A 26,747-nucleotide genomic window follows, 5' to 3' on the forward strand; every position below is an offset into this window, starting at 1 on the left:
TTAAATAAATAATGAAGGTCTTTTTTATTAAATAATTTATAATCGAAGTTGTTTATTTAGAAATAAATATGTTTCAATTATTTTTTTGCTAAATCAATTACTAATTCCTCAAATTTAACATTTCTGTTTCTCATTACTAAAGTATCTTTTACAGTATGTGTTAAATCTAATGTTGTTACAGTCGTTGAAATTAACCTCCCAAATACTCTTTCTTCAGTAGTTTCTACTTCTTGTTCTCTGTATTGGTAGTCTAAATAAATTACATTATGTTTTTTTCCTCCCCATTCAGCACCATCTTCTAAAAGCTTAGCAGTTCCTGATACAGTAGTAGTAGTACTATTTTTATCTGCATTTGCTAATACAGCTTCTCCGTTATCATTAAAAGTCAATTCTAAAGTTAGTGTTTTATTAGTATTTAGACCTGGTCTTCTAACAATATTCGTATTAGTTACTTTATTCCTTCCGGCAGTTACAACCTCAGATAATTCATCTTCTACAATACTAGCTGATCGATAAACTGTAGTACCATCTACATTTTCTGTTTTTGTTTCTGTTGCTCCTGTTGCAGCTGTAGTTTTAACCGATTGAATAGATCCCACAACCTTATCCTCGCCACGTCGTAAATGAATACCTGAATATTTATTTATAAATTTAATCCCATAAAGTGTGTAATCTTTTGGAGCTGTTGTCCAATCTTCTGCTTTAATTCTAATAGGGTTAGCAACTGCTGGAACACCTGTTAATAATGAATCTAGTCCTTCAAAAGTTGTAATTTTTAAAGGAATTGCATAATGCACCTCATTTTCTCCTGCAAATGCTAAAGGATCATCAAAAAAAGCATCATTAAGTTGTATTGGAATACGTCCTTTAGTAGAACCAGCTGGTATTGTAACTGGACTTGCTTGTTCTATAGTATAATAAGAAGATGGTAAAACCTTCACATTAACAGTATCTAATCCTAATGCTACTGCATCTATCATTTGAGGAGCAACCTCAAAACTTACCTTTCTATCTGTTTTATTTTCATAAACTCCAGACATAATAAGTCCTATTTCAAATCTCCCTTTGTTATCGTTGTCGTTAAATCCTAAATCATACTTTCCTTGAATTAAGGTTCTTATAGGAGTTTGAAAAGGAAAATACACTGAAGTCGAGCCAAAGTCGTCAAATGAATTTTCTTGATTTTCGCAAGCCATAAAAGCTAGGGCAAAAGCGAATATTATTACTAATTTTATTTTCATTTTTAATGTTTTTTAATTTGTTTTAAATACAAAATTATCTTACCATCCGTTATTTTGCTCCAGTTCAGAAAACTTTATCGTCTCAGCATTTGGAATTGGCATATAAGTAGCAAAAGGTTGATAGTTTCTAATTTCAACAGATGGTAATTCTATATATTTATTTCCATCGAAAAAGTAACCTTTAGCTGTTTCATTTAATGACTTGCCCCAACGTCTAAGATCCCAGAATCTGTGTCCTTCAAAACTTAATTCTATTCTTCTTTCGTTTCTAATCAATTCTCTCATTGCATCTTTAGTTGTAATAGATGCTAAATAGTTATCTGGTTGTGTTATACCTGCTCTATTTCTAATTGCTGCAATAACATCGCGAGCAGAAATCCCATTAACTTGACTGTCTGGACCACCAATTTCATTAGCTGCTTCAGCTAAGATTAAAAACAATTCTGTATATCTAAAATACACATTAGCATGTCTTTTTCCTGATGTTGTACCATCGCTATTGATTCTAACCTCTGGTTGTAATAATTTTTTAAGGTAATATCCAGTAGTTGTAGAAAATTCAGGAATAGAATCTAATCTGTCAATTCCTCCACCGAGACCAGTATTAATAGTACCTCCACCAAAAGAAGCTCCGTTAAGAACTACATATTTCTCAAGTCTAGGATCTCTATTTGCATATGGTGCTTGTGGATCAAAACCATTAGCTTGAGTGGCTGGAGTACCATCACTCATAGGAAATGCCATCACAAAATTGTGTGTTGGATTAATCTCTCCTGTACCGTTTACAGACGGTGGAAACATTCTTCTTTCATAAGTTACACTATTACCTCCTATAGTACCACGCCATAACATCTCATCACCTTGCACATTACTATCTGATGTATAAAACTCAAGACCGTTTGGAGATAAACCTGCAACACCACCAATAGTATTTAAGACATCAGCTGCAACATTTGCTGCTGTGTTATAATAACCTTGATCATTTAAAAAAGATGGGCTTGCTGCAAAAAGTGCCACACGTGCTTTTAAAGCTTTTGCTATTCTACCTGATAAACGTAAACTATTCTGTGCTCCATTAACTTTTCTATAAGAGTCTATATCTATCCCAGCATATTTGGCGTCAATATCAGCTGCACTGTTGGTATAATCGGTTGGTAACAATGCGATAGCTTCATCTAAGTCTTTTATAATAGCTTGAATAGTAGCTTCGAATGATAAACGAGGTACATTAAAATTACCATCGGCTTCTATAAACTCTGTAAAGTAAGGTATACCTAACAATTCTCCAGAAGCATTTTTCCCTGCATGTGCTTGAAGTACATAAAAATGGTGTAATGCTCTTAAACCTAATGCCTCACCTTTTAAACGATCATAAAATAATTTATTGATATCATCTTGTCTTGACCAAACTATTTCACCTGCATTTATAATTTGCAAAAATCGGTTCATCCAAAACACTCTCTCATAACTATTCCAACGGGCAGCAGGATTAAATTGTGCATTTAACTCACCAAGAGCCATTCTCTTGTACCCATTACTTAACTTATTATTTACTGCATCATCCGTTGCCGCTTCCGAAAATGAATATTGGCTTACTAAACCTGTATATCCATTTAACAATATTCCTTCAGCTCTTTCAGGAAAGACGCTAATATCATCAAATTCTAACCTGTTTTCATCAATTGGCTCAAAGGTATCACAGCCAATCATACCAGCAAAAACCAGCACAATTAATATATTTTTTATTAAATTTTTCATTTTATTTATCTAATTTATAATTGAATTAAAATGACACTCTCAAACCTAGAGTAAAAGCTCTAGATAAAGGATTAGAACCAATTCTTAATTGACGAACATCTCTATTTTTAGAAATCTCGAATAAATTTGTACCAGAAATATTCATACTGAAATCTTCAACACCTAATTTCTTAATAAAAACATCATCAAACTCATAGGTTAACTGAGCACGGTTAATATTAAAGAAACTATTGTCATAAATCCAAAATGTAGAAGCCCTAAAGTTATTTTGATTTGCATTAGTAGACAATCTAGGGAAGGTTGCTGTATTTGCTGTTGCAGGAGTCCATCTTCCTTTAACAACCTCAGAATACTTTACATTTCCATTTACAGCATAATAGTTGTTAAAACTACTGTTTAACTTATTACCAAAAGCTCCAGTTTGTCCAGTTCCAAGTACAAATAAATTAAATGATTTATACTTTATATTTAAGTTTACTCCGTAAGACCAAGGACTACTAGATTGACCAATAGCAATTCTATCGTCATTATCTATGATGTTATCCCCATTTTGATCTTTATATTTTAAATCTCCAGGTTGTACTTTTCCAAAATTAGGTACAGGTGCACCAGCTTTTAAAGTGTAGTTTCCAGTTGCATCAACATCAAAATCCGCTTCTTGATAAAATCCTTGATCAACTAAACCAAAAATTGTAGAAATCTCTCTTCCTTGTGTTTGTAAATAATCTTCAGTAAATACTTCAGATCTTCTAACTCTTTCGGTTTGACTATATAGTACGTTTGCACCTAAACTCACTGATACATCTCCATAAGTTTTATTATAATTAAGACCTAATTCGAAACCAGTGTATAAATTTTTATTAAAATTATCATATGGTCTAAAAGCGTTATAAAATGAAGGATATTGATCTACTAAAAACGTTATTTGTTTATCTAATTCTGATCTAAAATAATTAGCTTCAATCCAAAGTGAGTTCATTAAATAAGTTTCGAAACCTACATTTAAATCTATTCGTTCTTCAAACCCTAAATTAGGATTAGCACCTTGTGTGATATTTTGTCTTATGTTATTTCTTTGTCCATCTGCCCAAGTAAAATTGTTTCCATTAGTATAATTTTCATCATACAAATAATATCCATTAATACCAATATCAGATTTGATAATACCTCCAGATGCTTTTATTTTTAGGTAGTTCACAAAATCATTATCTTTTAAGAATGGCTCTTCACTTAAAACATAAGCTAAACCAACTGTTGGTGATAAACCTCCTCTGTTACCTTCTGCCAATTTAATAGAATTTGCATAAGCACCACTAAAGTCTACGTATAGTTTTTTCTTGTAATCATAAGATACTTGAAATCCTAAATGCGAATCTATATCTCTTTGAATAACATTATTTCTATTCTCCGAATTATAAAATGCTAATAAAGTGGTATTTAAAGAATGATTTTCACCAATAGTTTTTTGATAATTTACCAACCCATAAAAACCGAAACGAGATGTAAATCCATTTGTGCTCACATTTTCAGATAAGTCTTTAATATCCTCACCAAAAACACCAAGACTTGTTATGCTATTCCCCGTCCAATCTGGTTGATATGCTTTAAACTGATTATTAATGGTTAAATTATAAGAATCATAAAAGTCGAAACTCAAATATGTTTTAGCTGATAAACCTTTTGCAATTTTATCTAAATTAAAATTAATGCTATTGTTAAACTGTGTAGCACGTTCAACTGTATTTCTATATCCACCAGCAATAGCCAATGCCACAGGTGCATTTGTACCGAACTCCTGAGTTGTACCTAAAAGCATCCCGTTAAATTGACGTGCAGACTGCAATTGTCCTGCTAAAACTGGATCACTTGTGTTAATCAAATTTGCAGGGATAAATGGTGCATATGCATTTGGTCTTATCGTAGTAGCTGCACTTAACAAATTAGCTCTAGAAGCTCTAGTTGTTCTAATGATTGCAATACCATCTAAACTACTTGTAATCCAATCATTAATTTTAAAATCTATATTACCTCTAATATTAAAACGGTCTGTTCCTGCATTAATATCTTCGTTAATATCAACCCATGAACCTGAACGGTTCCAACCAACATTTACATAATATTGGTTCTTTTCATTACCTCCAGAAAATTCAGTAATTACATTTGTTGAAGTTATAAAAGGTTCTACAAATTGATTAGAATAATAATCAACATTAGGATATTTGATAGGGTTTACACCATTTCTAGTATTGCTTATCATTTCAGACGAAAAAGGCAATATAGGAGTTACTCCGGCTGCCGTATCATTAATGGTAGCTTCATTAAAAAGCTCCATATATTGAGCTGAACTTAAATAATTAGGCAAAGCTATAGGAGTACTAAAAGAAGAACGCACATTTACATTAACTTCTTTTCTATTTACTTTTCCACGTTTAGTATTAATTACAATAACTCCATTTCTTGCTTGACTACCATATAATGCAACAGCATTTGCATCTTTAAGAACGGTTATCTGATCAACCTCTTCCATGTTTAGGATATTAGGATCACGACCAATTACACCATCAATAACAAAAATAGCATTACCAATTCCTCTAATATTTTCAGAACCTCTTACCCCTAACATCAATCCGCTAATATAATTTCTAACAAATTGTGTATTGTCATAAGTTGAACGATCTCTTGTATTAATTGTTGAAGCCGAACCAACCATGTCACGACGATTTCTATTAGAAACCCCCATCTTTATTTCATCTTCTCTAGAAGCAAGAAAAGGTGATTTTATCAAAGTAATATTTCCTGATAAATCTAAAACATTTACTATTTTAGACTCATAACCCTTCTTTTCAATGGTAATAGAGTCATCATCAAGTAATTTAATTTCAAATTGTCCATTTGCATTCGAAGATGTTTTATCTCCGTTAGGTGCATAAACACTAGCTCCACTTACAGGTTTACCTTGTTTATCAACCACAGTTGCTTTTATATTTAAACCTTTTTTTTGAGCCATTGTAACATTACAAAAGCAAAAAAACATTAAGCAGGCTAGAGTAAACACCCTATATATTTTATTTATCTTCATTTTTTCCTTTATATTAATTAAAACGAATTGCACAAGATTACCATCCTGGATTTTGAGGGAAGCCCTCGTAAATTTGCGTTTGTTTAGCCTCAAATGGCAACCAATAGTGTTGTGGGTAATCACAAATTCTTTCTATAAGAAGTCTTTCTGTGAAACTAGATTTATCTTGTGGAAAATCTAAGGCTAATTTTCTTTTATATCTATCTAAATGTGCTACACCCCAACGACGAATATCTACCCATCTATGTGCTTCGTAACTTAACTCAACACTTCTTTCTCTTCTAAGTTCGTCCATAAACTTGTTATTGTCTGCAACGATATTAGGATGAACATTAGGAACTCCAGCTCTGTTTTTAAACAAATTTATAGCTGCTTCAGCAGTTAAATTATAAGAAGCTGGTGCTGTAGTTGCACCCTTAGAAGCATGTAATGCTTCTGCATACATTAAATATACATCAGTAAGTCTCATGTGCAAACGCATTCCTATATATTGAGCAATAATATTATTCCACTTGCTATGATACTCACCATCAACTTTAGGGTAAAATTTAGTATGCATATATCCTGTTGTAGAAGGTTGGTTATCGTTACCTCTACTACGGTGCTCACCAAATTTACCAGAGTTTTCATACCAAAGTTGTGCTACTCTATGCTTACCATTTGTTTTTGGAGCTACAACATCTCCATCTATGATATGCCATTTATAAAAACGTGGATCACGGTTGTCAAATGGTTTAGAAGGGTCATAAGTTGTAGGACCATATTTACCACTTAAATCATCTTCTATAGAAAGACCATTAGCCATTCCGAAATTGTATTTAATAAAGTTATGAGTAGGACTCACTATTTCAGAACCGCTTCTACCGTGAAAATCTCTATCTACACCCGCAGTCATAAATCTTTGTGCTTGAGCTGTATTACCTCCGGTTGCGCCAAAGACATATTCTGTACTACCTGGCCATGAATTAGGCGTTGGTGTTTTCCAAAATACCTCATCATAATTCTGCCATGAAGCTAAAGCATAATATCCTTGATCACCTAATTTAAGTATTCCTGAAAAAGCTTCAACAGCCATATCACAAAGTTCGGTATCATATGAATAAGTATTCATTGGACCATTGTTACCAAACATTAAAGGACTTGCTGCAAAAAGTAAGTTTTTACCTTGAAAAGCATAAGCTGCTCCTTTAGTAAGTCTTCCTATGTTCTCACCCAATGTTAATTGCCCATAAGGCATTTCGTCCCAGTTTCTAGGTAATAATTCAATTGCTTTCTTATAATCTTCATTAGCAGCCAAAGCAGATTCTTTGTAGGTTTCTGGACGTGGCAAATCAAATTCACCAACCAAAACTTCATTTATATAAGGAAATCGCCCATAAAATTTCATAATTTCATTATGGAAAAATGCTCTGAAAAAATAAGCTTGACCAAGAATAACATCTTTTTCAGCTTGAGTTGCATTAACCATTAAATCAATACTAGAAATTACAATATTAGCTTTACGAATACCTCTTAAACTAGCATCCCATAAACCAGGTCTTCTACTAGCATTAGTATTATTGATATTTGCATTACTAGTTCCGTAGTTAGCTCCTTGCCAGTTCCATAAATAACTGTATCTATGTCTTGCAGCAGCGTTTAAATTTCCGAAATCAATTAAATAACTTGCTTTCCATGTTCTATTACCATAAGCGTCATCTCCATAGATATAATCCTGGAAGGTGTGTGCCGATGTTCCATAATCTACAACCAAAGTATACATTTCTTCAACGAAACCTTGCGCATTCTTGAAGGTTGAAAAAACCTCTTCTTGATCTAAGTTAGACTCAGGAGCCTGATCTAAATAGTCTTCGCATGAAAATGACAATACGAGTCCTAAAATAATTAATAATTTAATTTTATAGTTTTTCATTACATCTTCTTTTTAAAAATTCATATTAAAACCAATGTTAAACCTTTTTAAGGTTGGATAATCCCCTTTAGACGTCGCATCTCCTGAAGTATTAAATTCTCTGTCATCTGGTAAGTTTGACCATAAGAATAAGTTATTACCATTAGCAAAAAGCCTAAGTTTTTTAATCCCAATTTTTTCACAAATCTTTTTAGGTATATCGTAAGACACTGAAACCGCTTTAAGTCTTGTTAATGAAGCATCTAACCAGTTATCTCTAGGGTTTGTAGCTCCATCTGCTTGGTATCTTGGTTGAGTATCTGTATTATTTGGAGTATCAACTGTCCAATAATTTAAATCTTGCGTAAAAATTAAAGGTGTTTGCTGAGTAAATGTTTGATTAGAAAATTGTCTACTCGCATTTTGTGTTCCATACAACTGAGCTGATACATTCCAACCTTTGTAACGTGCTCCTATTGTAGCACTCCAGTTTCTTTGAGGACGAGAAGCATAACCAAATGGAGCATTATCAAAATTAGAATTATAAATACCATCTCCATCAAAATCAACAACATCATAATATCCTACACGAGTAAGGTTTTGATTTGCAATTTTTGGTGTTGACATATATACATCATCCCAGTTAGTCATGATATCTCCTGGTATAGCTGTTCTAGATTGCCCAATTGGAAAACCTGCTAACTTTTGATGTTCTGGTCTAAATACTGGATCTTCTCTTGCTATAACTAAATCTTTTGCTTGTGTAAAGTTAAAGTTTCCATAAACGTTTACGCCGTTTTCAAATGTATGATTTGCTCCAAGAACTACTTCAAAACCTCTTACTTCTACTTTACCTGCATTAAAATCTGGTGGCGCCTGACCAAACCAATCTGGCACACTACGTTGACTTCCTACAACCACAATATTATCACGGTCTTCTGCAAAGTAGTCTATTTCACCAGTTAACAAACCATTAAATATAGAGAATTCAGTACCAATATTGTATTTTGTAGCTGTTTCCCATTGAAGATTTGGATTTCCAACACTTGCCTCTCTATACCAAACATATGGTGATCTTCCACCATTACCCTGGTATGAACTTGGCACTAAAAATGCAGAACCTCCAGAAGCCCATTGACTTACATACTTCCATCTACCAGAAAAATTATCATCTCCAACCACACCATAAGAACCTCTTATTTTAAGCTTGGTTAACCATTCTGCATCCTCTAAAAAAGCTTCATTAGAAGGAGTCCACCCTAAAGCTACAGAAGGAAAGAGGTCAAAACGAAATCCTGGACCAAATTTTTCAGAACCATTGTATGCTCCGTTTACATCTAAAAAGTATCTTGAGTCGTAATTATAAGTAACCCTTCCTACCCAGTCTTCACGGAATCTTGGAAAAACACTACCTTTAGCAGCTTGTTGTCTTCTCATTAAGAATAACGCTGTGAAATTATGTTTATCAGCAAATGTTTGATTATAATTTAAAGAGAAGTCATACACTAATCTTCTTTCTCTTTGACCAGACTCTACACTAGAAGCTCCTGCAGTCCAGGGCGCTTGTACATAAGCAAAGTCATGATCAACAAGCGGTATTTCAAACTCCTCTACATCACCATTGTAAATTCTATATTGAACCCCACCATCATTTAAACGTTTTACACTTCTCATGTTATTATCTAAAGAAAAACGACCTTTAAAAGACAACCCTTTTGCTATAAAATCTAATTTTTGCTTTAGAATAAAATCTGTATTCACTTGGAAGTTTGTAAAAGTACTAAAACCTCTAGCAGATAAACTTACTATAGGATTAGAAAAAACAAAAGCTTGATTTACATTTAACCCATAAAATCCATCTGGATATACAGGTGTATACATACTTGGAGCAATTTGATAGATTCCATTAGTTACAGTAGCTAAACTACCTGGATTCTCTCTAATCCCTAAGAAACCTGAAAGATTTACAGACAACTCTGTAGTTTTTGTAATATTAAAATCAATATTACTTCTATAGTTAAATCTTTGATAATTGTATTCTCCTAAATATCCTCTACCATTATCATATCTACCTCCATCGAAAATATCATTTACAGTTTGATAAGCTAAACTACCAAAATACTTCGCAGTTTTATTACCTCCTCGTACAGATAAATTAATCCTATAATCTTGAGCAAAATCTTTCAACAACTCATCCTCCCAATTTACATTAGGGTAAATATAACTTTCTTCTAAACTTGAAGGGTTACGATATTTATCTAGAATATTATCAGGAGTATAAGCACCCCAAGAAACAGGTGAAACAGCTAATTCTCTAAGTATAGAGCTATTCATTTGTCTTAAGGCATCATAAGAATTTAATTTTTCTGGTAATTGTGAAACCATTTTAATGGTTGTATTCACATTTAACGACAACTGCGCTTTCCCTGTTTGACCTCTCTTAGTAGTAATTAATATTACACCATTAGCTCCCTCTACACCAAATACTGCGGTAGCAGATGCATCTTTAAGAACAGACAGGTTTTCAATATCATTCATATCGATATCAGTCATCGACCTCTTAACACCATCTACAAGTATAAGCGGGCCTCCTTCACCATTCCAAGAACTTAATCCACGAATAAAAATTCTCATATTAGACTCTCCTGGAGTACCACTACCTTGTATTGAAGTAACACCCGGTAAATTACCTTGTAATGCTTCTTCAACGTTTGTAATACCCGCAGCTCTATCCATTAACTCCACACCTTTAATTTGTGTAATGGCTCCTACAACACTTTCTTTCTTTTGAGTACCATAACCAACAATAACGATTTCATCTAAGCTTGCAACTTCTTCTTTTAAAGTTACATTGATAATTTTTTTACCGTTAACTGGAATTTCTATTGTTTTAAAGCCAAGATAAGAAAACACCAAAGTTTTTTGACCTACAGTTAGATTAATAGAATAATTTCCATCAAAATCTGTAGATGTTCCTCTAGTTGTCCCCTTTTGCACTACACTTACACCAGGCAAAGTAATACCTCCAACATCTTTTACAACACCAGTAACCTTTTCTTGCGCCTCTAAATTAAAAGTTGTAAAACCCATAAACAAGAGAAAAAGCATCAGCTTTAGCCCGTATAAAGGATTTCGTTTTTTTAAGGTTTGTTTCATGTTTAAATTAATTTTTAAAATAAATTGATTGATTTAATTTTTTTAAGTAAGTAAAACAAAAGGTTTCTTCAACTTACATTAATATACAATATTATATACAAACTAGTTTTTATGTATCCTGTACTATACTGAAATCTATATTATTTTAACCTATTTATATTAAATATTAATAAAAGGCTTAAGACTTATAAATATGGATAGAGATGTTATATTTGTATCAAAATTTTATATTGTCTAATATACTGTAAATAACGATACAAAATGAACTCATTTCTAACTAAAGATTTTTTACTTCAAAATGACTACGCAGTTAAATTATACCATAATTATGCAAAGAAATTACCAATAATTGATTACCATAACCATCTTTCACCACAACAGGTAGCTCAAGATACTCAATTCAAGAACATTACACAAGTTTGGCTCTATGGAGACCATTACAAATGGCGGGCAATGCGTGCTTTTGGTATTGATGAAAAATACATTACTGGAAATGCAACAGATAAAGAAAAGTTTTTAAAATGGGCAGAAGTCGTACCTTATACCATTAAAAACCCCCTGTTTCATTGGACAGCCTTAGAACTAAAAGCATATTTTGATATAGATGAAATTTTAACTCCTGAGAATGCAGAAGAAATTTATGAGAAGACTTCAAAAATTTTACAACAAAAATCTCATTCTGCTAATGGATTACTAAAAATGCAGAATGTAGAAAGTATTTGTACTACCGATGACCCTGCTGATTCCTTAGAGCATCATATTGCTATTCAAGAAGACACTTCAAAAGTAAAAACTTTCCCTACTTTTAGACCTGATCAATCTTTCGCAGTTGAAAACGCGATTACCTACAATAAGTATTTAACAAAACTTGAAAATGTTTCTAATGTCACTATTCATAATTATGATGATTTATTAAATGCTTTAGAAAATAGAATCAATTTCTTTAATGAAAATGGTGGAAGACTTTCTGACCATGGTTTTGAGAAACTATCATTCTTTGAAAATGATATTTATGATATACATACACTATTCAATAAAGTAAAAAACATTGAATCTTTAACAACTGAAGAAGTTGATTTCTTTAAATTTAAAACCGTTATTGAGTTATGCAAAATGTATCATAAAATTGGCTGGACACAACAGTTCCACTTAGGTGCAATAAGAAATAACAATAAAAGATTATTAGATGAATTAGGGCCTGATACTGGTTTTGATTCGATTGGTGATTTTTCTCAAGCGAAAGCTTTAAGTGGTGTCTTAAATAAACTAGACAGCACTAATCAATTAGCAAAAACCATTGTATATAATTTAAACCCCTCTCATAGCGAGGTTTTTGCAACAATGGTTGGAAATTTTAATGATGGTACTATAAAAGGAAAAATGCAATATGGTGCTGCTTGGTGGTTTTTAGACCAGAAAGACGGAATGGAAAAGCAAATAAATGCATTATCTAATTTAGGTTTATTAAGCTGTTTCATTGGGATGTTAACTGATTCCAGAAGCTTTTTATCTTTTCCAAGGCATGAATATTTTAGACGAATTTTGTGTAATATAATTGGAACTGATGTTAAAAATGGTGAATTGCCTGCTGACGAAGCATTTCTAGGAAAAATAGTAAGTGACATTTGTTATAAAAACGCTAAAAACTACTTTAACTTTCAATAAAAAATCATGAACACTATTAAATGGGGAATTATTGGGTGCGGTGATGTTGCAGAGGTAAAAAGTGGTCCTGCTTTTCAAAAAGTTGCCAATTCAGAATTAATTGCTGTTATGAGAAGAAATGGAACAAAAGCCAAAGATTTTGCTAAAAGACACAAAGTTCCTTTTTTTTATGATTCTGTTAATGACATTATCAATCATAAAGGAATAAATGCACTTTATATTGCTACTCCACCATCAACACATTTAGAAATTGCCAAACAATGTTTGGCCGCTGGTAAGTTTGTTTATTTAGAAAAACCAATGACAATGAACGCTGATGAAGCAAAAACACTTGAAACCTTTGTAAAGGAAAATCATAAAATTGTTGTTGCTCACTATAGAAGAAATTTGCCTGCCTTTCAGAAAGTGAAAGCATTGTTAGATGCAAATAGTATTGGGAAGGTATATTTTGCAGATATAACCATTTTGCAATCTACTACAAACAATGTTATTGCAAAAACAGATGATAATTGGAGATTGAACCCAGAAACTTCAGGAGGTGGATATTTTCATGATATTGCTCCGCATCAAATAGATTTGATGCTTCATTATTTTGGTAGTATTAAAACCGCCGAAGGGTTTTCAACATCAATTCTCAATAACAAAGTTGCAGACATTGTAAATGGAATTATTGAATTCGAAAACGGAATTCAATTCAGAGGGATTTGGAATTTTATTGCTGCAGAAAAGGATGTTAAAGATGAATGTAAAATATATGGAGAAAACGGTACGATTACCTTTTCTTTTTATGGCGAAGAAGTATTGTTAAATATTTCTGATAAAAATAACGTATTTTCATTTCAAAATCCTGCTCATGTACAACAACCATTAATAGAACAAACAGTGAACTATTTTTTAGGTGATAGAGAGAATCCTTGTACTATAAAAGATGGAGTTGAAGTAATGAAAATATTAGATACTTTTACAACCTAAAATCAAGTAATTTTAGGTTGATTTTCTTTTGATATAGATGTTATAAATCAATCCAGAAAGGATGAGTAATATCCCCAATAACGTCCAACCATTATAAATATCACCAAACCAAAATGTTCCTATAATAATGGTAATAACTACTTCTAAATATTTTATAGGTGCTACTAAATTGGTTTCTTCTGCTTGAAAAGCTTTGGTCATATACAACTGTCCAAAATAGCCAAAAACACCAGTACTTATAAACAAAACCCACTCTATCAAAGAAGGTTGTTCCCAATATTTTATAGACATTAACCCTCCGAAAGTAAATGCCATAAGCATAAAATAGTTGATAATTACTAAAGGGTGTTCTGTGTTCCCTATTTTACGAATAACTACAAAAATGACCCCTAAAAAAATAGCTGAAAGAATCACAAAAAATAAACCTAAAAATTCTACATCAGTTCCAAAACCTTTAATAATTAACACCCCTAAAAAAGCTATAAAAAACAACAACCACTGAATGGGTTTTATTTTTTCTTTTAGAAAGAAAAGTGCAAAAACAGCTGCAAATATTGGTGCTGTATACCTTAAAGAAACTGCAGTACCAATACTTAAATAATTTAATGATTGAAAAAAACAAGTTAATGAAATTACTCCTGTAACCCCTCTAATAATTAACCATTTCTTATTTGTTCCAAAAAATGCAACTCTTGCCTTGAGAACCAACGGAATCGTAAATAATAGGGTTCCTACTGATCTAAAAAAAACAACTTGGTAGACATTAAACGTACTCAAATATTTTACAACAGAACCCATTAGTGCAAATGCTATTGCACTAAAAATCATGTAGATAATGGCTTTGTTTTGTGTCATTTAGTTGACGCAAATATAATGCAATACATGTCTTATTACACCTTTAAAAAAAGTAAATTAATTTTATACTAAATCAAAAACTCTAGGCAACCACAATGTTAAATCTGGGAAATAGGTTATTAATAATAACACACCAATCATCACTAAAAATAAAGGTAATAATGGCCTTATAACCTGTTGTATTTTTAAATCGGCAACACTACACCCAACAAAGAGTACAGAACCAACTGGCGGCGTACATAAACCAATACATAAGTTCATTATCATTATGATTCCAAAGTGAATTGGATCCATTCCTAATTCTGTTACAATTGGTAAAAATATTGGTGTAAAGATTAAAACTGCAGGAGTCATATCCATAAAAACACCAACGAATAATAAAATCAAGTTGATGATAATTAAAATTACAATTGGGTTATCACTAATTGCTAATAACGTATTGCTAATTTCTTGTGGAATATTCTCATAACTCATTACCCAAGACATTGCAATAGAGGTAGAAACCAACAATAATACAATTGCGGATGTTTTAATTGTTTCCAATAAAATTGGAGAAATATCTTTTACCGTAATTTCTTTATATACAAACCCTAAAACTAAGGTATAAATTACAGCAATTGCTGATGCTTCTGTGGCTGTAAAAATTCCGGCTACAATACCACCAATTACAACTACAAGTAACATTAAACTTGGAAAAGCGTCTATGAATCTTTTAAAAAACTCTTTAAACCCAACCATTTTATCTGTTGGATATTTTTTGATGATTGAATACACTAAAGCCACAATCATTAAAGCCAAACCAATTAATATACCAGGAACATAACCTGCAATAAATAACGCTGCAATAGAAACACCACCACTTGCCAAAGAATATACAATTAACACATTACTTGGAGGAATAATTAACCCTGTTGTAGCACTAGTAATATTTACTGCTGCACTAAATGATTTATCATACCCATCTTTTTCCATCATCGGGTTCATAAAACCTCCAATTGCTGATGCTGCTGCTACTGCAGAACCAGAAATCGCCCCAAATAACATACATGAAATGATATTTACGAAAGCTAATCCACCTGGAAGAGGCCCAACTATGGCTTTGGCAAAATTTATGAGTCGGACTGCAATTCCTCCTCTGTTCATAATCTGTCCTGCTAAAATAAAAAACGGGATAGCAGATAAGGTAAAACTATCTAATGATGTTGCCATTCTTTGTGCTAAAGTGGTTACACTAGGTAAAAAAGGCATTGCACTCAATAAAGTAAACAAAGCTGCTAAACCAATAGCAAATGCAATAGGAACTCTTAACGACAAGAAAACTAAAAAGCTAACAACTAAAATAAGGACTTCTACTAAATTCATAACTATGCTTTATTTAATTTTCTTAGATTTAAAAGTGTGTCTATGCTATAATAGCAAATTAAAATTCCTGAAATAGGTACTACCATATAAATAAATCCTAAAGGAATTTCTAAGGTTGCGGATGTTTGTCCAAACTGAAAACTTAATTGAACTAATCTAAATCCACCAATTATCATTACTGTTAATGCAAAAACTGCAATAGATACAAACACAATTCCGTTGAATAAATTTTGTCTTTTTTGAACCACTTTTTCCGGAATTAAATCAATAGCTAAATGTAAGTTTTTACCTGCAGCATAAGCGGCGCCTAACAAACCAACCCAAATTAATGAGAAGCTTGATATTTCATCAGTAATAGTACTTGGTGCACGTAATACAAATCTCGAAAATACTTGCCATACTACACTTACTAGCATAATCACTAATATTAAAAGCACTAATTTTTCTAAAACACTATCTATTTTTGCTCTCATTATTGTTGCTTTTTTATAGATGTAATTAAATTTTTCATTTCTTCGTTTCCATCAAACATTTTTAAAATTCCTTTGGTTTGCTCTTCAAAAGGTTTTTTATCCGGGTAAACTACCTGTACACCAGCTTCTTTAACAGCTGCAATTGATTCTTTTTCTGAAGCTGCCCACAATTTTCGTTGAGCTATTGTACTTACTCTTACAGCCTTTTTTACCCATCCTTTTTGTTGGTCTGTCAATCTTTTCCAAGTATCAGTTCCAATTAACAAAACATCTGGAACAGCCGTATGCTCATCTAAAGAATAAAACTTACAAACTTCGTAATGTTTTGAAGTGAAAAAACTTGGTGGATTATTTTCTGCTCCATCTACAACTCCTTGTTGTAAGGCAGTGTATAATTCTCCCCAAGAAATTGGTGTTGGAGAACCTCCCAAATCATTGACCATAGCCACAGCCATATTACTTTTTTGTACTCTAATTTTTTTTCCTACTAAATCTGACGGCGATTTAACAGGAGCGTCTTTCATATAGAAACTTCTACTTCCGGCATCGTAAAACGTTAATCCACGTAGTCTAAACTTTTCTCCTTTTAACAATAAACTTTCACCAATTTCACTATCAAAAACACTAAAAGTATGTGCTTTATCTCTAAACATATAGGGTACACTAAATACTTTGTATTCTGGGATAAAATTTTCTAAAACTGCTGCAGAAACTTTTGTAATATCTAAACTTCCAATTTGCAACAATTCTAAACATTCTCTTTCTCCACCCAATTGTCCACTTGGGTAAATGTTTAATTTTAATTTTCCTTGTGATTGCTTTTCTATTTCTTGTCCTAAAATTACCATTGCTTTATGCACAGGATGCTGTGTATCTAAAGCGTGACCTAGTCGTAAAGTTGTGATGGATGCTTCTGATTGACAACCCAAAACAAATACTGAAAAGGTTAGTACAAATAGATATTGAAAAAAGTGAGGTTTCTTCATTTTTAAAGGTTGATTTAGTTTTTAGTCACAATTAATGGACTATTTATTTTTTTAGAAAAATCTGTCAAATAGCTTTCCCAATCTTGCTGATTCGCAAATTGTTTACTCTTTACCCATCCAAAACCGCTGTAAAAAACAACTTTATTGTTTACGACATTTAAATGTAAAAAGTGATTGCTTTCGTCTTTTCTTGAGGTAACATATTTCTCTGAACCCAAAAAATATGGTTTTGTAGTTACAATTCCCGTTCCTACTTCAGAATCATCTAAAGTTTCCCAATGACTCACCCAAAAGGTAGTGTTATCTTGGTTAGTAACGCCTTTTTTCTTGTGTAAAGTAATTCCTGAAGAAATAGTTTCTGTTCCTTTTACATCAATTTCAAAACGAGTTAAATTTTGACCATAATCTAAAGAAATGTGTTTGGTTTCATCAATGTGTTTTCCATTAGCATCCCAAGTTGCATAGGTGAGCACAAAACTTGTTCTCAATGGTCCAGTGGTGATAGTTTTATATGATGTGAAGTTTTTAGAAAAGTAGTAAGATGTATCTACTTTTACAGCAGTACCTCCAATTCCACGACTTACACCTACGTGAAAATTATCTAAACCTTCACCGTGATCTTTATGATATGCTCCTTTTTTAACATCATTTCTTTTGTACCAAGTGTTAATAATAGGATATTCTACACGTTTTAACCAAGCGTCAATTCCGCTAGATAACGTTCCTCCTTTTACACCATCTTCTACCATTTTTTGAGCTACTGGTCCAAAAGTTCTAAAAGCAACTCTATTGTTTTCCCAAGTATAATCATCTGTTCTTTCCGGAACAAAACGCGAATAGCAATATGCAGTTACAGAGTCTTTCTTTTCATCAGAAATTGCTATAGTATAGGTTTTCGTATCGTTTGCTTTTATGGTTGGTTGAAATAAAATAACATCATTTTTACCATCTAAATCAGTATCTACTATTTGAGAAGTTACAATTAAATTATCAGCATCTAAAATCACCAAATCTGCTACTTTTTCAGCAGCTACGTTAGAAATATCAACCTCAACTGTTTCAAATTTCCTATCCACAGACAAGTTATTTTTTACGGTAACTGTTGAAACGATTTCTGCTTTTTTATCACAATTGATGAAAAGAGAGGCTGTTAACAAAAAGAAAACTATTTTTTTCATTAGAAATGCTTTTTAATATATGCCTACAAGGTTTTTGAAACCTTGCAGGATATAAATAAATTATACTTATTCTTCGTTAGAAGGCTTACCAATAGTTGCTAAAATTCCTCCATCAACATATAAAATATGTCCGTTAACGAAATCACTAGCTTTTGATGATAAGAACACTGCTGCTCCTGCTAAATCATCTGGATCTCCCCATTTTTTAGCTGGAGTTCTGTTTACGATAAAATCGTTAAATGGATGTCCATCAACACGAATTGGAGCGGTTTGCGAAGTTGCAAAATAACCAGGTCCTATTCCATTTACTTGAATTCCAAAACGAGCCCATTCTGTAGCCATATTTTTAGTAAGCATTACCAAACCACCTTTCGCGGCTGCGTAAGCACCTACAGTATTTCTACCTAATTCGCTCATCATAGAACAAATATTGATGATTTTACCAGCTCCACGCTCCATCATTCCTTTAATAACGTGTTTAGAAACAATAAACGGACTTACCAAATCAACATCAATGACTTGTTTAAAATCTTCCACTTCCATTTCTGCAAGTGGTGTTCTTTTAATGATTCCTGCGTTATTTACTAAAATATCGATGTTCCCAACTTCATTTTCAATTTTGTTGATAGCTTCAATTACTTGAGCTTCATCAGTTACGTTAAATTTGTAACCTACAGCATTAATACCTGCTTCTTTGTACAAAGCCACTGCGTTATCTATTTTTTCTTGCGATGAATTTCCATTCACAACAATTGTAGCACCCGCTTTTCCTAGACCCATAGCCATAGACATTCCTAAACCGTGCGTAGAACCTGTTACTAAAGCTACTTTTCCTGTAATATCAAATAAAGTTTGTGACATCGTTTATTATCTTAAATCTGTAATTTTTGCAACATCCATATCTCCATAGTCTAAATTTTCTCCAGCCATACCCCAAATAAAAGTATAGTTAGAAGTACCTGAACCCGAGTGAATAGACCAAGGTGGAGAAATTACAGCCTCGTGATTTTGCATCCAAATATGACGAGTTTCTTGAGGCTCTCCCATAAAATGACAAACAGCTTGTTCGTCCATAATGTCCATATAATAATAGATTTCCATTCTTCTATCGTGAACGTGAGCAGGCATTGTATTCCAAACAGAACCTGTTTTTAATTCTGTCATTCCCATTTGTAATTGACAAGTAGTTACGATTCCGCCAATAATCATTTGATTAACAGTTCTATGGTTTGCAGTTTCTAAACTACCTAATTCAATTTTATTCGCTTCTGCTTTTGTTACTTGTTTTGTTGGATAAGAAGTATGCGCTGGTGCAGAATTCATATAAAATTTTGCAGGATTGTTTGCATCATCACTTTTAAAAACAACTTCTTTTACACCTTTACCAAGATATAATGCGTCTTTATGCAACATTTTAAACTCTTCACCATCAGCAATTATAGTTCCCGTTCCTCCTGCGTTAATAACTCCTACTTCTCTTCTTTCTAAGAAAAAGTCTGATTTTAAAGGATCAATGGTTTCTAATGTTAAAGAACCTGTTGTTGGTACTGCACCTCCAGCCATATATCTATCATAATGTGTATATACCCATTTGATATTTCCTGGTTGCATTAAATCAGTAACTAAAAATTCATCTCTTAATTCTTGTGTGTCGTATTTTTTTACTGCTTTCGGACTTGAAGCATATCTTGTTTCAAAAGTTGTTGCCATTATATTTCTTTTTTATTCTATTTTGTTTCTATTATAAAGAACGTCTGATTCCTAATTCTAATCCTCTCAACTCAGCTAAACCTCGTAAACGACCAATTCCTGAATACCCTGGATTTGTTTTCTTTTTTAAATCGTCTAACATTTTATGACCGTGGTCGGGTCTAAAAGGCATTCTCAAATCTTGTCTTCCAGCAGCAATTCTTTTTTGCTGCTCTAAAATCAAAGCTTTCATTACTGCATACATATCTACATCACCTTCTAAATGATCTGCTTCGTGGAAATTTCCTTCTTCATCACGTTTTGTAGCACGCAAATGAATAAAATGAATTCGATCTCCTAAACGTTCTACCATTCCTGCTAAATCATTATCTGCTCTAACTCCAAAAGAACCTGTACAAAAAGTTAATCCGTTATTTTGAGAAGGAACTGCATTGTAAATATCTTCGATATCTTGTTCTGTAGAAACTACTCTTGGTAATCCTAAAATTGGGAAAGGTGGATCATCAGGATGAATACACATTAATACTCCTGCTTGTTCTGCAGCAGGAATAATTTCTGATAAAAACGAAAATAAATTCGCTTTTAATTCTTTAGATCCAATATTTTTATAGGTTGCTAAAATTTGATTGAACTCTTCTAAACTGTATCCTTCTTCTGCACCTGGTAAACCAGCAATAATATTTCTGATTAACTTTTTTTGCTCCTCTTCAGATGTGTTTTTAATAAACTCAGCTGCTTTTTGCCTTTGATTATCAGAATAAGCTTCTTCTGCACCAGGTCTTTTTAACAAATACAATTCGAAAGCAGCAAAAGCAGCAGCTTCAAAACGTAATGCAGTAGATTCATCAGACACTTCGTAATCTAAATTAGTACGTGTCCAATCTAATACTGGCATAAAGTTATAGCAAACAATATCAATTCCACATTCTCCTAAATTTAAAAGAGTTTGTTTGTAGTTTTCGATATATTTTTGATAATCGCCAGATTTAGTTTTAATGTTCTCATGAATTGGCACCGATTCTACTACAGACCAAGTCAATCCTACATTTTCTATAATTTCTTTTCTTTTGGTAATTTCTTCAACTGTCCAAACCTCTCCATTTGGAATATGATGTAATGCAGAAACAATTCCTGTTGCACCACTTTGTTTTATGTCTGATAAAGAAACTGGATCATTTGGTCCATACCAACGCCAAGTTTGTTCTAAATTTTGTATCATTTTATGCTTTTTTTATACGCCACTATATGCTGAGAAACCACCATCAATAGGAATTACAATTCCTGTAACAAATGCAGAAGCATCATCACACAAATACAACGTAGAACTCACTAAATCGTCTGCAGTTCCGTAACGCCCCATAGGTGTTTGATCTATAATTTGTTGACCTCTTTGTGTTAAGCTTCCATCTTCATTGGTTAATAATGCTCGGTTTTGATCCGTTAAAAAGAAACCTGGAGCTAAAGCGTTTACACGGATACCAACTTTAGAAAAATGTACTGCTAACCACTGTGTAAAATTAGAAATTGCAGCCTTTGCACCACTATATGCTGGTATTTTTGTTAATGGAGTGTATGCGTTCATAGAGGATATGTTTAAGATAGAACATCCTTCACGTCCAACCATATCAGTAGCAAAAACCTGGGTAGGAATTAACGTTCCTAAAAAGTTTAAATTGAATGTAAATTCAATTCCTTTTGGATCTAAATCGAAGAAAGTTTTAAAACCTTCAGCTGCATTTTGTAAGTCTTCCATTGCAAAAAACGGATTAGAAGTTGTTCCTAAAGGATGATTACCTCCAGCTCCATTGACTAAGATATCCACTTTACCAAAAGCATCATTTACAACTTGTTTTGCTTTTTCAAGAGAATCTTTTTCTAATACATTAGCAGCAACTCCAATAGCTTCTGCACCTGCATCTTTAATTTCTTGTGCCACTTTATTAGCTGCTTCTTCTCTTAAATCTAAAACAGCTATTCTGTTTCCTTTTTTTGCAAGTGCCATAGCCATTGTGCTACATAAAACACCACCTGCTCCTGTTAATACGATTGTTTTGCTCATTGATAAGTTAAAATCTGGTTGTATAATTTAAAGAGTAAAAGTAAGTAAGTAAGTTCTTTTGAATGTCCTGTACTATCTTGTTTTATCTTTATTTTTTAATAAATCTAAACTATATATTTTAAAGAAATTTCTTTAAAATATATTTTCCTATTCAAATATATAAAAATCAACACATTACAAACGATAAAAAAGAAAAATCCAGCGTCTTGTTTTAACAAATTGTACTAATATATCCTATTTAAGGATTTTTGACCCTAATTTCAAGAAGTAGAATAATTTCATCTTGTGAAATTTTACTAGGATTAACCCTAATAACAACTAGTACGAACTGGTAGGTTTTTTAGAAATTCACTATATTTGTTTCATAAAGTATAGTTTAAGAAAACTAGCTTGCCATAAAAAGTAAATAAATATCGGTTCTACAAAAATAATTTAATCATGGACAAGTCGTTAATGAATGAAGTAAAAAATAAATTTTTAGAAGTTTTTAAAACAGAACCTTTATTAATTTTTTCTCCAGGAAGAATCAACATTATTGGAGAACATACAGATTATAATGACGGATTTGTTTTTCCTGCTGCTGTTGATAAAGGAATTGCAGCTGCAATTCAAAAAAGTAATTCTGGAAAATGTACAGCTATTGCTCTAGATATGGATAGTACAGTAAATTTTGAATTAGATAAATTAAAACCTTCTAAGAAAGGAAATTGGGAAAATTACGTTTTTGGAGTTGTTGCAGAAATTCAAAATAGAAATAAAATTGTGGGTGATTTCAATATCATCTTTAAAGGAAATATTCCTGGAGGAGCAGGTATGTCTTCTTCTGCAGCATTAGAAAATTCAGTAGTTTTCGGATTGAACGAACTATTTGAATTAGGGTTAACCAAACACGAAATGATTTTAATTTCTCAAAAAGCTGAACATAATTATGTGGGGGTTAACTGTGGAATTATGGATCAATACGCAAGTATGTTTGGTATCAAAGACAACGCTTTACATTTAGATTGTAGATCAGTTGAATCTCGTCCTTATAAGATTGATTTTAAAAACCATCAATTAATGTTAATCAACACAAATGTAAAACATAGTTTGTCTGATAGCGCTTATAATGATAGACGTTCTGCTTGTGAAAGCATTTCAGAATTGTTAGGTGTAAAAGCATTAAGAGACGCTACAGAAGCAGATTTAGAAACCGTGATTGATAAAGTTACTCCTTCTAATTATCAAAGAGCTCTGTATGTTATACAAGAAAATGCAAGAACTATTAAAGCTGCAAAAGCAATAGAAGATAACGATTTGGAATTATTGGGGTCTTTAATTTATCAATCGCACGCAGGTTTATCAGACCAATACAAAGTAAGTTGTGATGAGTTAGATTTTTTAGTTACTCAAGCTAAAAAGAACAAGCACGTTTTAGGCGCAAGAATGATGGGTGGTGGATTTGGTGGTTGTACCATTAATTTAATCGCTAAAAAAGAAGCAAAAGCTTTTGCAGAAACTGCATCTAAAGCATATAAAAATAAATTTGATAATGATTGTTCTGTTTACTTTATAGAACTTTTTCAAGGAACACATTTAGTAAAATAATCAACTACAAAACAACAAAATGAACAATACAAATTTACAAGATTACTCGCATAAGCGATTTAATATCTTAACTGGAGAATGGGTATTAGTTTCTCCTCACAGAGCAAAAAGACCTTGGCAAGGGCAAAATGAAGCAGTAAATAACGAAAAACGTCCTACATATGATGAAAAGTGTTATTTATGCGCAGGAAATACAAGAATTAATGGTGAAATAAACCCAAAATATACAGATGTTTTTGTGTTTACAAACGATTTTGCAGCTTTACAAAATGACTCGCCATCTTTTAATGTAAATGATGGATTGTTTAAAGCACAAAGTGAAACTGGTATTTGTAAAGTAATATGTTTTAGCCCTGATCATTCTAAAAGTTTAGCAGATATGTCTGCAGCAGAAATTCAAAAAGTAGTTTTTGCATGGCAAAAAGAGTTTAAAGAATTAGTAGCAAACCCTAGCATTAATTATGTACAAATTTTTGAAAACAAAGGAGCTGTAATGGGCTGTAGTAATCCACATCCTCATGGTCAAATTTGGAGTCAATCGTCATTACCTAATGAAGTTGATAAGAAAAATACCCAACAATTAAATTATTATAATAATAATAACAGCAGCTTATTGGGTGACTATTTAGCACAAGAATTAGAAAAACAGGAACGAATTATTTTTGAAAATGATGGTTTTGTAGTTTTAGTTCCTTTCTGGGCTATTTGGCCTTTTGAAGCAATGATTGTTCCTAAAAAAAAACAAGCTAATATCTTGGAAATGAATACGGAAGAAGCTTTACAATATGGAGAAGCAATTGCGATTTTAACCAAAGCTTACGATAAAATTTTTAACACATCTTTCCCGTATTCTTCAGGAATTCATCAAGCACCAACAGATGGAAATGAAAACAAACATTGGCATTGGCATATGAGTTTTTATCCACCATTATTAAGAAGCGCTTCTGTAAAGAAATTTATGGTAGGTTATGAAATGTTTGGAACTCCACAAAGAGATATAACTGCAGAACAAGCAGTAAAAATGATAAAAGATTGTTTATAAATAACAAACTTTTCAAAACTAAAAAAGCTTCTCATTTTGAGAAGCTTTTTTTCTGTACAGGCGGAGAAACCAACAAAGAAGTATTTAAAACTTTTAGAGCAAATTAATAAAGCCGAAAGCATTAATAAATCTGATATTGAAAGTTTATTAATTTCTAAATAAACGAATCAGGTAAAGTACATTAAACTAATTATGCACGAAATGTATAAAATGATGTTTTAAAAACAACTTTATTTTTTAACTTTGAGAAAAAACAAGAAGCTATGAAAAGAATCACTATCATTATTTACATTATATCATTAATAGGGTATTCTCAAACTCCTATTACAAATTCAAATTTCAAAACAGCTATTAACAAATGCCTTAGTAGTAATAATATAGATGGTTTGTGTTCAAATAGCGAATATGGTTCAATGCCAGACTGGGATGTTAGTCAAGTAACTAATATGGACGAAGCCTTTAATTTAAAATATGAATTTAATGCCGACATAAGTTCTTGGGATGTAAGTAATGTAACATCCATGAGGTATATGTTTGAAGAAACTAAATTCAACCAAGATATTAGTTCTTGGGATGTAAGCAACGTAAAAGATATGACTGGTCTATTTTGGAATTCAGATGCTTTTAACCAAGACATAAGCTCTTGGGATGTAAGTAATGTAACTAATATGAGCAGTATGTTTAAATCTGAGTTTTACAAACCAAGTTCATTTAACCAAGACATTAGTTCTTGGGATGTAAGTAATGTAACTAATATGGGGCATATGTTTCGTGATTCTAAGTTCAACCAAGACATTAGTTCTTGGGATGTAAGTAATGTAATTAATATGGGTGGAATGTTTGAAGCTTCTGAGTTCAACCAAGATATAAGTTCCTGGGATGTAAGTAAGGTGAATTCAATGAATAGAATGTTTTATAATGCAACTGCTTTTAACCAAGACATTAGTTCTTGGGATGTAAGTAATGTTACTAAAATGGATAATATATTTAGTAAAACTGGCTTATCAATCGAAAATTACGACGCAATTTTATCAGGTTGGTTTTCTTTAACATTAAAACAAGGAGTTAATTTTGGGGCTGCAGGTGTAAATTACTGCAATTCACAAAAAGAAAGACAAGGAATAATTGATAAATTTGGTTGGATAATTATAGACGACGGACTGGACTGTAGTTCTTTAAGCACAAAAGATAATGAAAGTAATAATTATACTATTTCATTATACCCAAACCCTGTAATTGCTAATATATTCATAAAGGGAAGTGAGTCACCAATAAAAATTACTATTTACAATGCTCAAGGAAAAAAGATTAGTACCAAAGTAAATATACGTAAAATAGACGTTAAAGAATTACCAAAAGGAATTTATATGATTCGTATTTCTAATGGAGAAAAAAAAATAAATAAAAAATTTATAAAACTTTGATAATGAAAAAAAATAAAGTTATAACTACACTTTATTTTTTATACACCTCCTAAAATCACGTTATGTTTTACCTACAATACAAAAATCGTACAATTTCAAAAACTAAAAAATCTCAACTTATTGGAAATCAATATGATGAGATTTTTATCTGTACAGGCGGAGAGACTCGAACTCTCACACCTTGCGGCACTAGATCCTAAGTCTAGCGTGTCTACCAATTCCACCACGCCTGCAACTTTCCAATTTAATTGGGATGCAAATATAAACAATACTTACAAACTGCAAAGTAGTTCATTATTATTTTTCTAT

At 32.1% G+C, this 26,747-nt stretch carries 19 protein-coding genes and 1 tRNA gene; 5 read left to right on the forward strand and 15 right to left on the reverse strand.

The features are described 5' to 3' along the window. Window positions 1–77: 77 nt before the first annotated feature. From DIS07_RS02635 to DIS07_RS02655, 5 genes are all read right to left on the reverse strand, one after another. Window positions 78–1,241 (reverse strand): BT_3987 domain-containing protein, encoded by a 1,164-nt coding sequence (locus DIS07_RS02635; RefSeq protein ID WP_109403661.1) that lies wholly within the window; start codon window positions 1,239–1,241, stop codon window positions 78–80. 39 nt (window positions 1,242–1,280) lie between these two features. Beyond that, entirely contained in the window at window positions 1,281–2,999 is a 1,719-nt protein-coding gene (locus DIS07_RS02640; RefSeq protein WP_109403662.1) for a RagB/SusD family nutrient uptake outer membrane protein, read from the reverse strand. A gap of 25 nt (window positions 3,000–3,024) precedes the next feature. After that, complete coding sequence (locus DIS07_RS02645; RefSeq protein WP_181374517.1) at window positions 3,025–6,006, reverse strand: SusC/RagA family TonB-linked outer membrane protein; 2,982 nt, start codon at window positions 6,004–6,006, stop codon at window positions 3,025–3,027. Window positions 6,007–6,115: 109 nt separating this feature from the next. Next, window positions 6,116–7,990 carry a RagB/SusD family nutrient uptake outer membrane protein gene (locus tag DIS07_RS02650; protein WP_109403664.1) on the reverse strand — a complete coding sequence of 625 codons (1,875 nt, stop codon included), beginning with the start codon at window positions 7,988–7,990 and terminating at the stop codon, window positions 6,116–6,118. Between the two features lie 12 nt (window positions 7,991–8,002). Continuing rightward, complete coding sequence (locus DIS07_RS02655; RefSeq protein WP_109403665.1) at window positions 8,003–11,125, reverse strand: SusC/RagA family TonB-linked outer membrane protein; 3,123 nt, start codon at window positions 11,123–11,125, stop codon at window positions 8,003–8,005. Window positions 11,126–11,386: 261 nt separating this feature from the next. Between DIS07_RS02655 and uxaC the strand changes: the two genes are divergently transcribed. Then, window positions 11,387–12,790, forward strand: coding sequence for a glucuronate isomerase (gene uxaC / locus DIS07_RS02660; RefSeq protein ID WP_109403666.1), 1,404 nt, complete (start codon window positions 11,387–11,389; stop codon window positions 12,788–12,790). Window positions 12,791–12,796: 6 nt separating this feature from the next. Continuing rightward, window positions 12,797–13,762 carry a Gfo/Idh/MocA family protein gene (locus DIS07_RS02665; RefSeq protein WP_109403667.1) on the forward strand — a complete coding sequence of 322 codons (966 nt, stop codon included), beginning with the start codon at window positions 12,797–12,799 and terminating at the stop codon, window positions 13,760–13,762. 12 nt (window positions 13,763–13,774) lie between these two features. On the opposite strand, the gene DIS07_RS02670 is transcribed toward DIS07_RS02665, so the two are convergent. The 9 genes from DIS07_RS02670 to DIS07_RS02710 all read right to left on the reverse strand — a co-directional run bounded on the left by DIS07_RS02670 (window position 13,775) and on the right by DIS07_RS02710 (window position 22,385). Further along, complete coding sequence (locus DIS07_RS02670) at window positions 13,775–14,617, reverse strand: DMT family transporter (RefSeq protein ID WP_262503119.1); 843 nt, start codon at window positions 14,615–14,617, stop codon at window positions 13,775–13,777. A gap of 63 nt (window positions 14,618–14,680) precedes the next feature. Further along, window positions 14,681–15,979 (reverse strand): TRAP transporter large permease, encoded by a 1,299-nt coding sequence (locus DIS07_RS02675; protein ID WP_109403668.1) that lies wholly within the window; start codon window positions 15,977–15,979, stop codon window positions 14,681–14,683. A 2-nt stretch (window positions 15,980–15,981) separates the two neighbouring features. Continuing rightward, complete coding sequence (locus DIS07_RS02680; RefSeq protein WP_109403669.1) at window positions 15,982–16,452, reverse strand: TRAP transporter small permease; 471 nt, start codon at window positions 16,450–16,452, stop codon at window positions 15,982–15,984. Continuing rightward, window positions 16,452–17,438 carry a TRAP transporter substrate-binding protein gene (locus DIS07_RS02685; RefSeq protein WP_109403670.1) on the reverse strand — a complete coding sequence of 329 codons (987 nt, stop codon included), beginning with the start codon at window positions 17,436–17,438 and terminating at the stop codon, window positions 16,452–16,454. The genes DIS07_RS02680 and DIS07_RS02685 overlap by 1 nt, the downstream gene beginning before the upstream one ends. Before the next feature lie 14 nt (window positions 17,439–17,452). Beyond that, on the reverse strand, window positions 17,453–18,616 hold the full coding sequence (locus DIS07_RS02690) for a DUF4861 family protein (protein WP_109403671.1): 1,164 nt from the start codon (window positions 18,614–18,616) through the stop codon (window positions 17,453–17,455). A gap of 66 nt (window positions 18,617–18,682) precedes the next feature. Further along, window positions 18,683–19,477, reverse strand: coding sequence for a gluconate 5-dehydrogenase (locus tag DIS07_RS02695; protein WP_109403672.1), 795 nt, complete (start codon window positions 19,475–19,477; stop codon window positions 18,683–18,685). 6 nt (window positions 19,478–19,483) lie between these two features. Continuing rightward, a complete protein-coding gene (gene kduI / locus DIS07_RS02700; protein WP_109403673.1) occupies window positions 19,484–20,326 on the reverse strand; it encodes a 5-dehydro-4-deoxy-D-glucuronate isomerase in 843 nt (280 codons plus the stop codon). Between the two features lie 31 nt (window positions 20,327–20,357). After that, window positions 20,358–21,545: a mannonate dehydratase gene (gene uxuA / locus DIS07_RS02705; protein ID WP_109403674.1), complete on the reverse strand. Its 1,188-nt coding sequence runs from the start codon at window positions 21,543–21,545 to the stop codon at window positions 20,358–20,360. Between the two features lie 12 nt (window positions 21,546–21,557). Next, window positions 21,558–22,385: an SDR family oxidoreductase gene (locus DIS07_RS02710; protein ID WP_109403675.1), complete on the reverse strand. Its 828-nt coding sequence runs from the start codon at window positions 22,383–22,385 to the stop codon at window positions 21,558–21,560. Between the two features lie 438 nt (window positions 22,386–22,823). Between DIS07_RS02710 and galK the strand changes: the two genes are divergently transcribed. The 3 genes from galK (at window position 22,824) to DIS07_RS15030 (ending at window position 26,438) form a co-directional block, all read left to right on the forward strand. Further along, on the forward strand, window positions 22,824–23,972 hold the full coding sequence (gene galK, locus DIS07_RS02715) for a galactokinase (protein WP_109403676.1): 1,149 nt from the start codon (window positions 22,824–22,826) through the stop codon (window positions 23,970–23,972). Between the two features lie 19 nt (window positions 23,973–23,991). Then, on the forward strand, window positions 23,992–25,014 hold the full coding sequence (locus DIS07_RS02720) for a UDP-glucose--hexose-1-phosphate uridylyltransferase (protein WP_109403677.1): 1,023 nt from the start codon (window positions 23,992–23,994) through the stop codon (window positions 25,012–25,014). Between the two features lie 263 nt (window positions 25,015–25,277). After that, window positions 25,278–26,438 (forward strand): BspA family leucine-rich repeat surface protein, encoded by a 1,161-nt coding sequence (locus DIS07_RS15030; protein WP_181374518.1) that lies wholly within the window; start codon window positions 25,278–25,280, stop codon window positions 26,436–26,438. A 151-nt stretch (window positions 26,439–26,589) separates the two neighbouring features. On the opposite strand, the gene DIS07_RS02730 is transcribed toward DIS07_RS15030, so the two are convergent. Beyond that, window positions 26,590–26,671, reverse strand: a tRNA-Leu gene (locus DIS07_RS02730). Window positions 26,672–26,747 lie beyond the last annotated feature (76 nt).

This window comes from Polaribacter aquimarinus, from assembly GCF_003129485.1.
Taxonomy (GTDB): Bacteria; Bacteroidota; Bacteroidia; order Flavobacteriales; family Flavobacteriaceae; genus Polaribacter; species Polaribacter aquimarinus.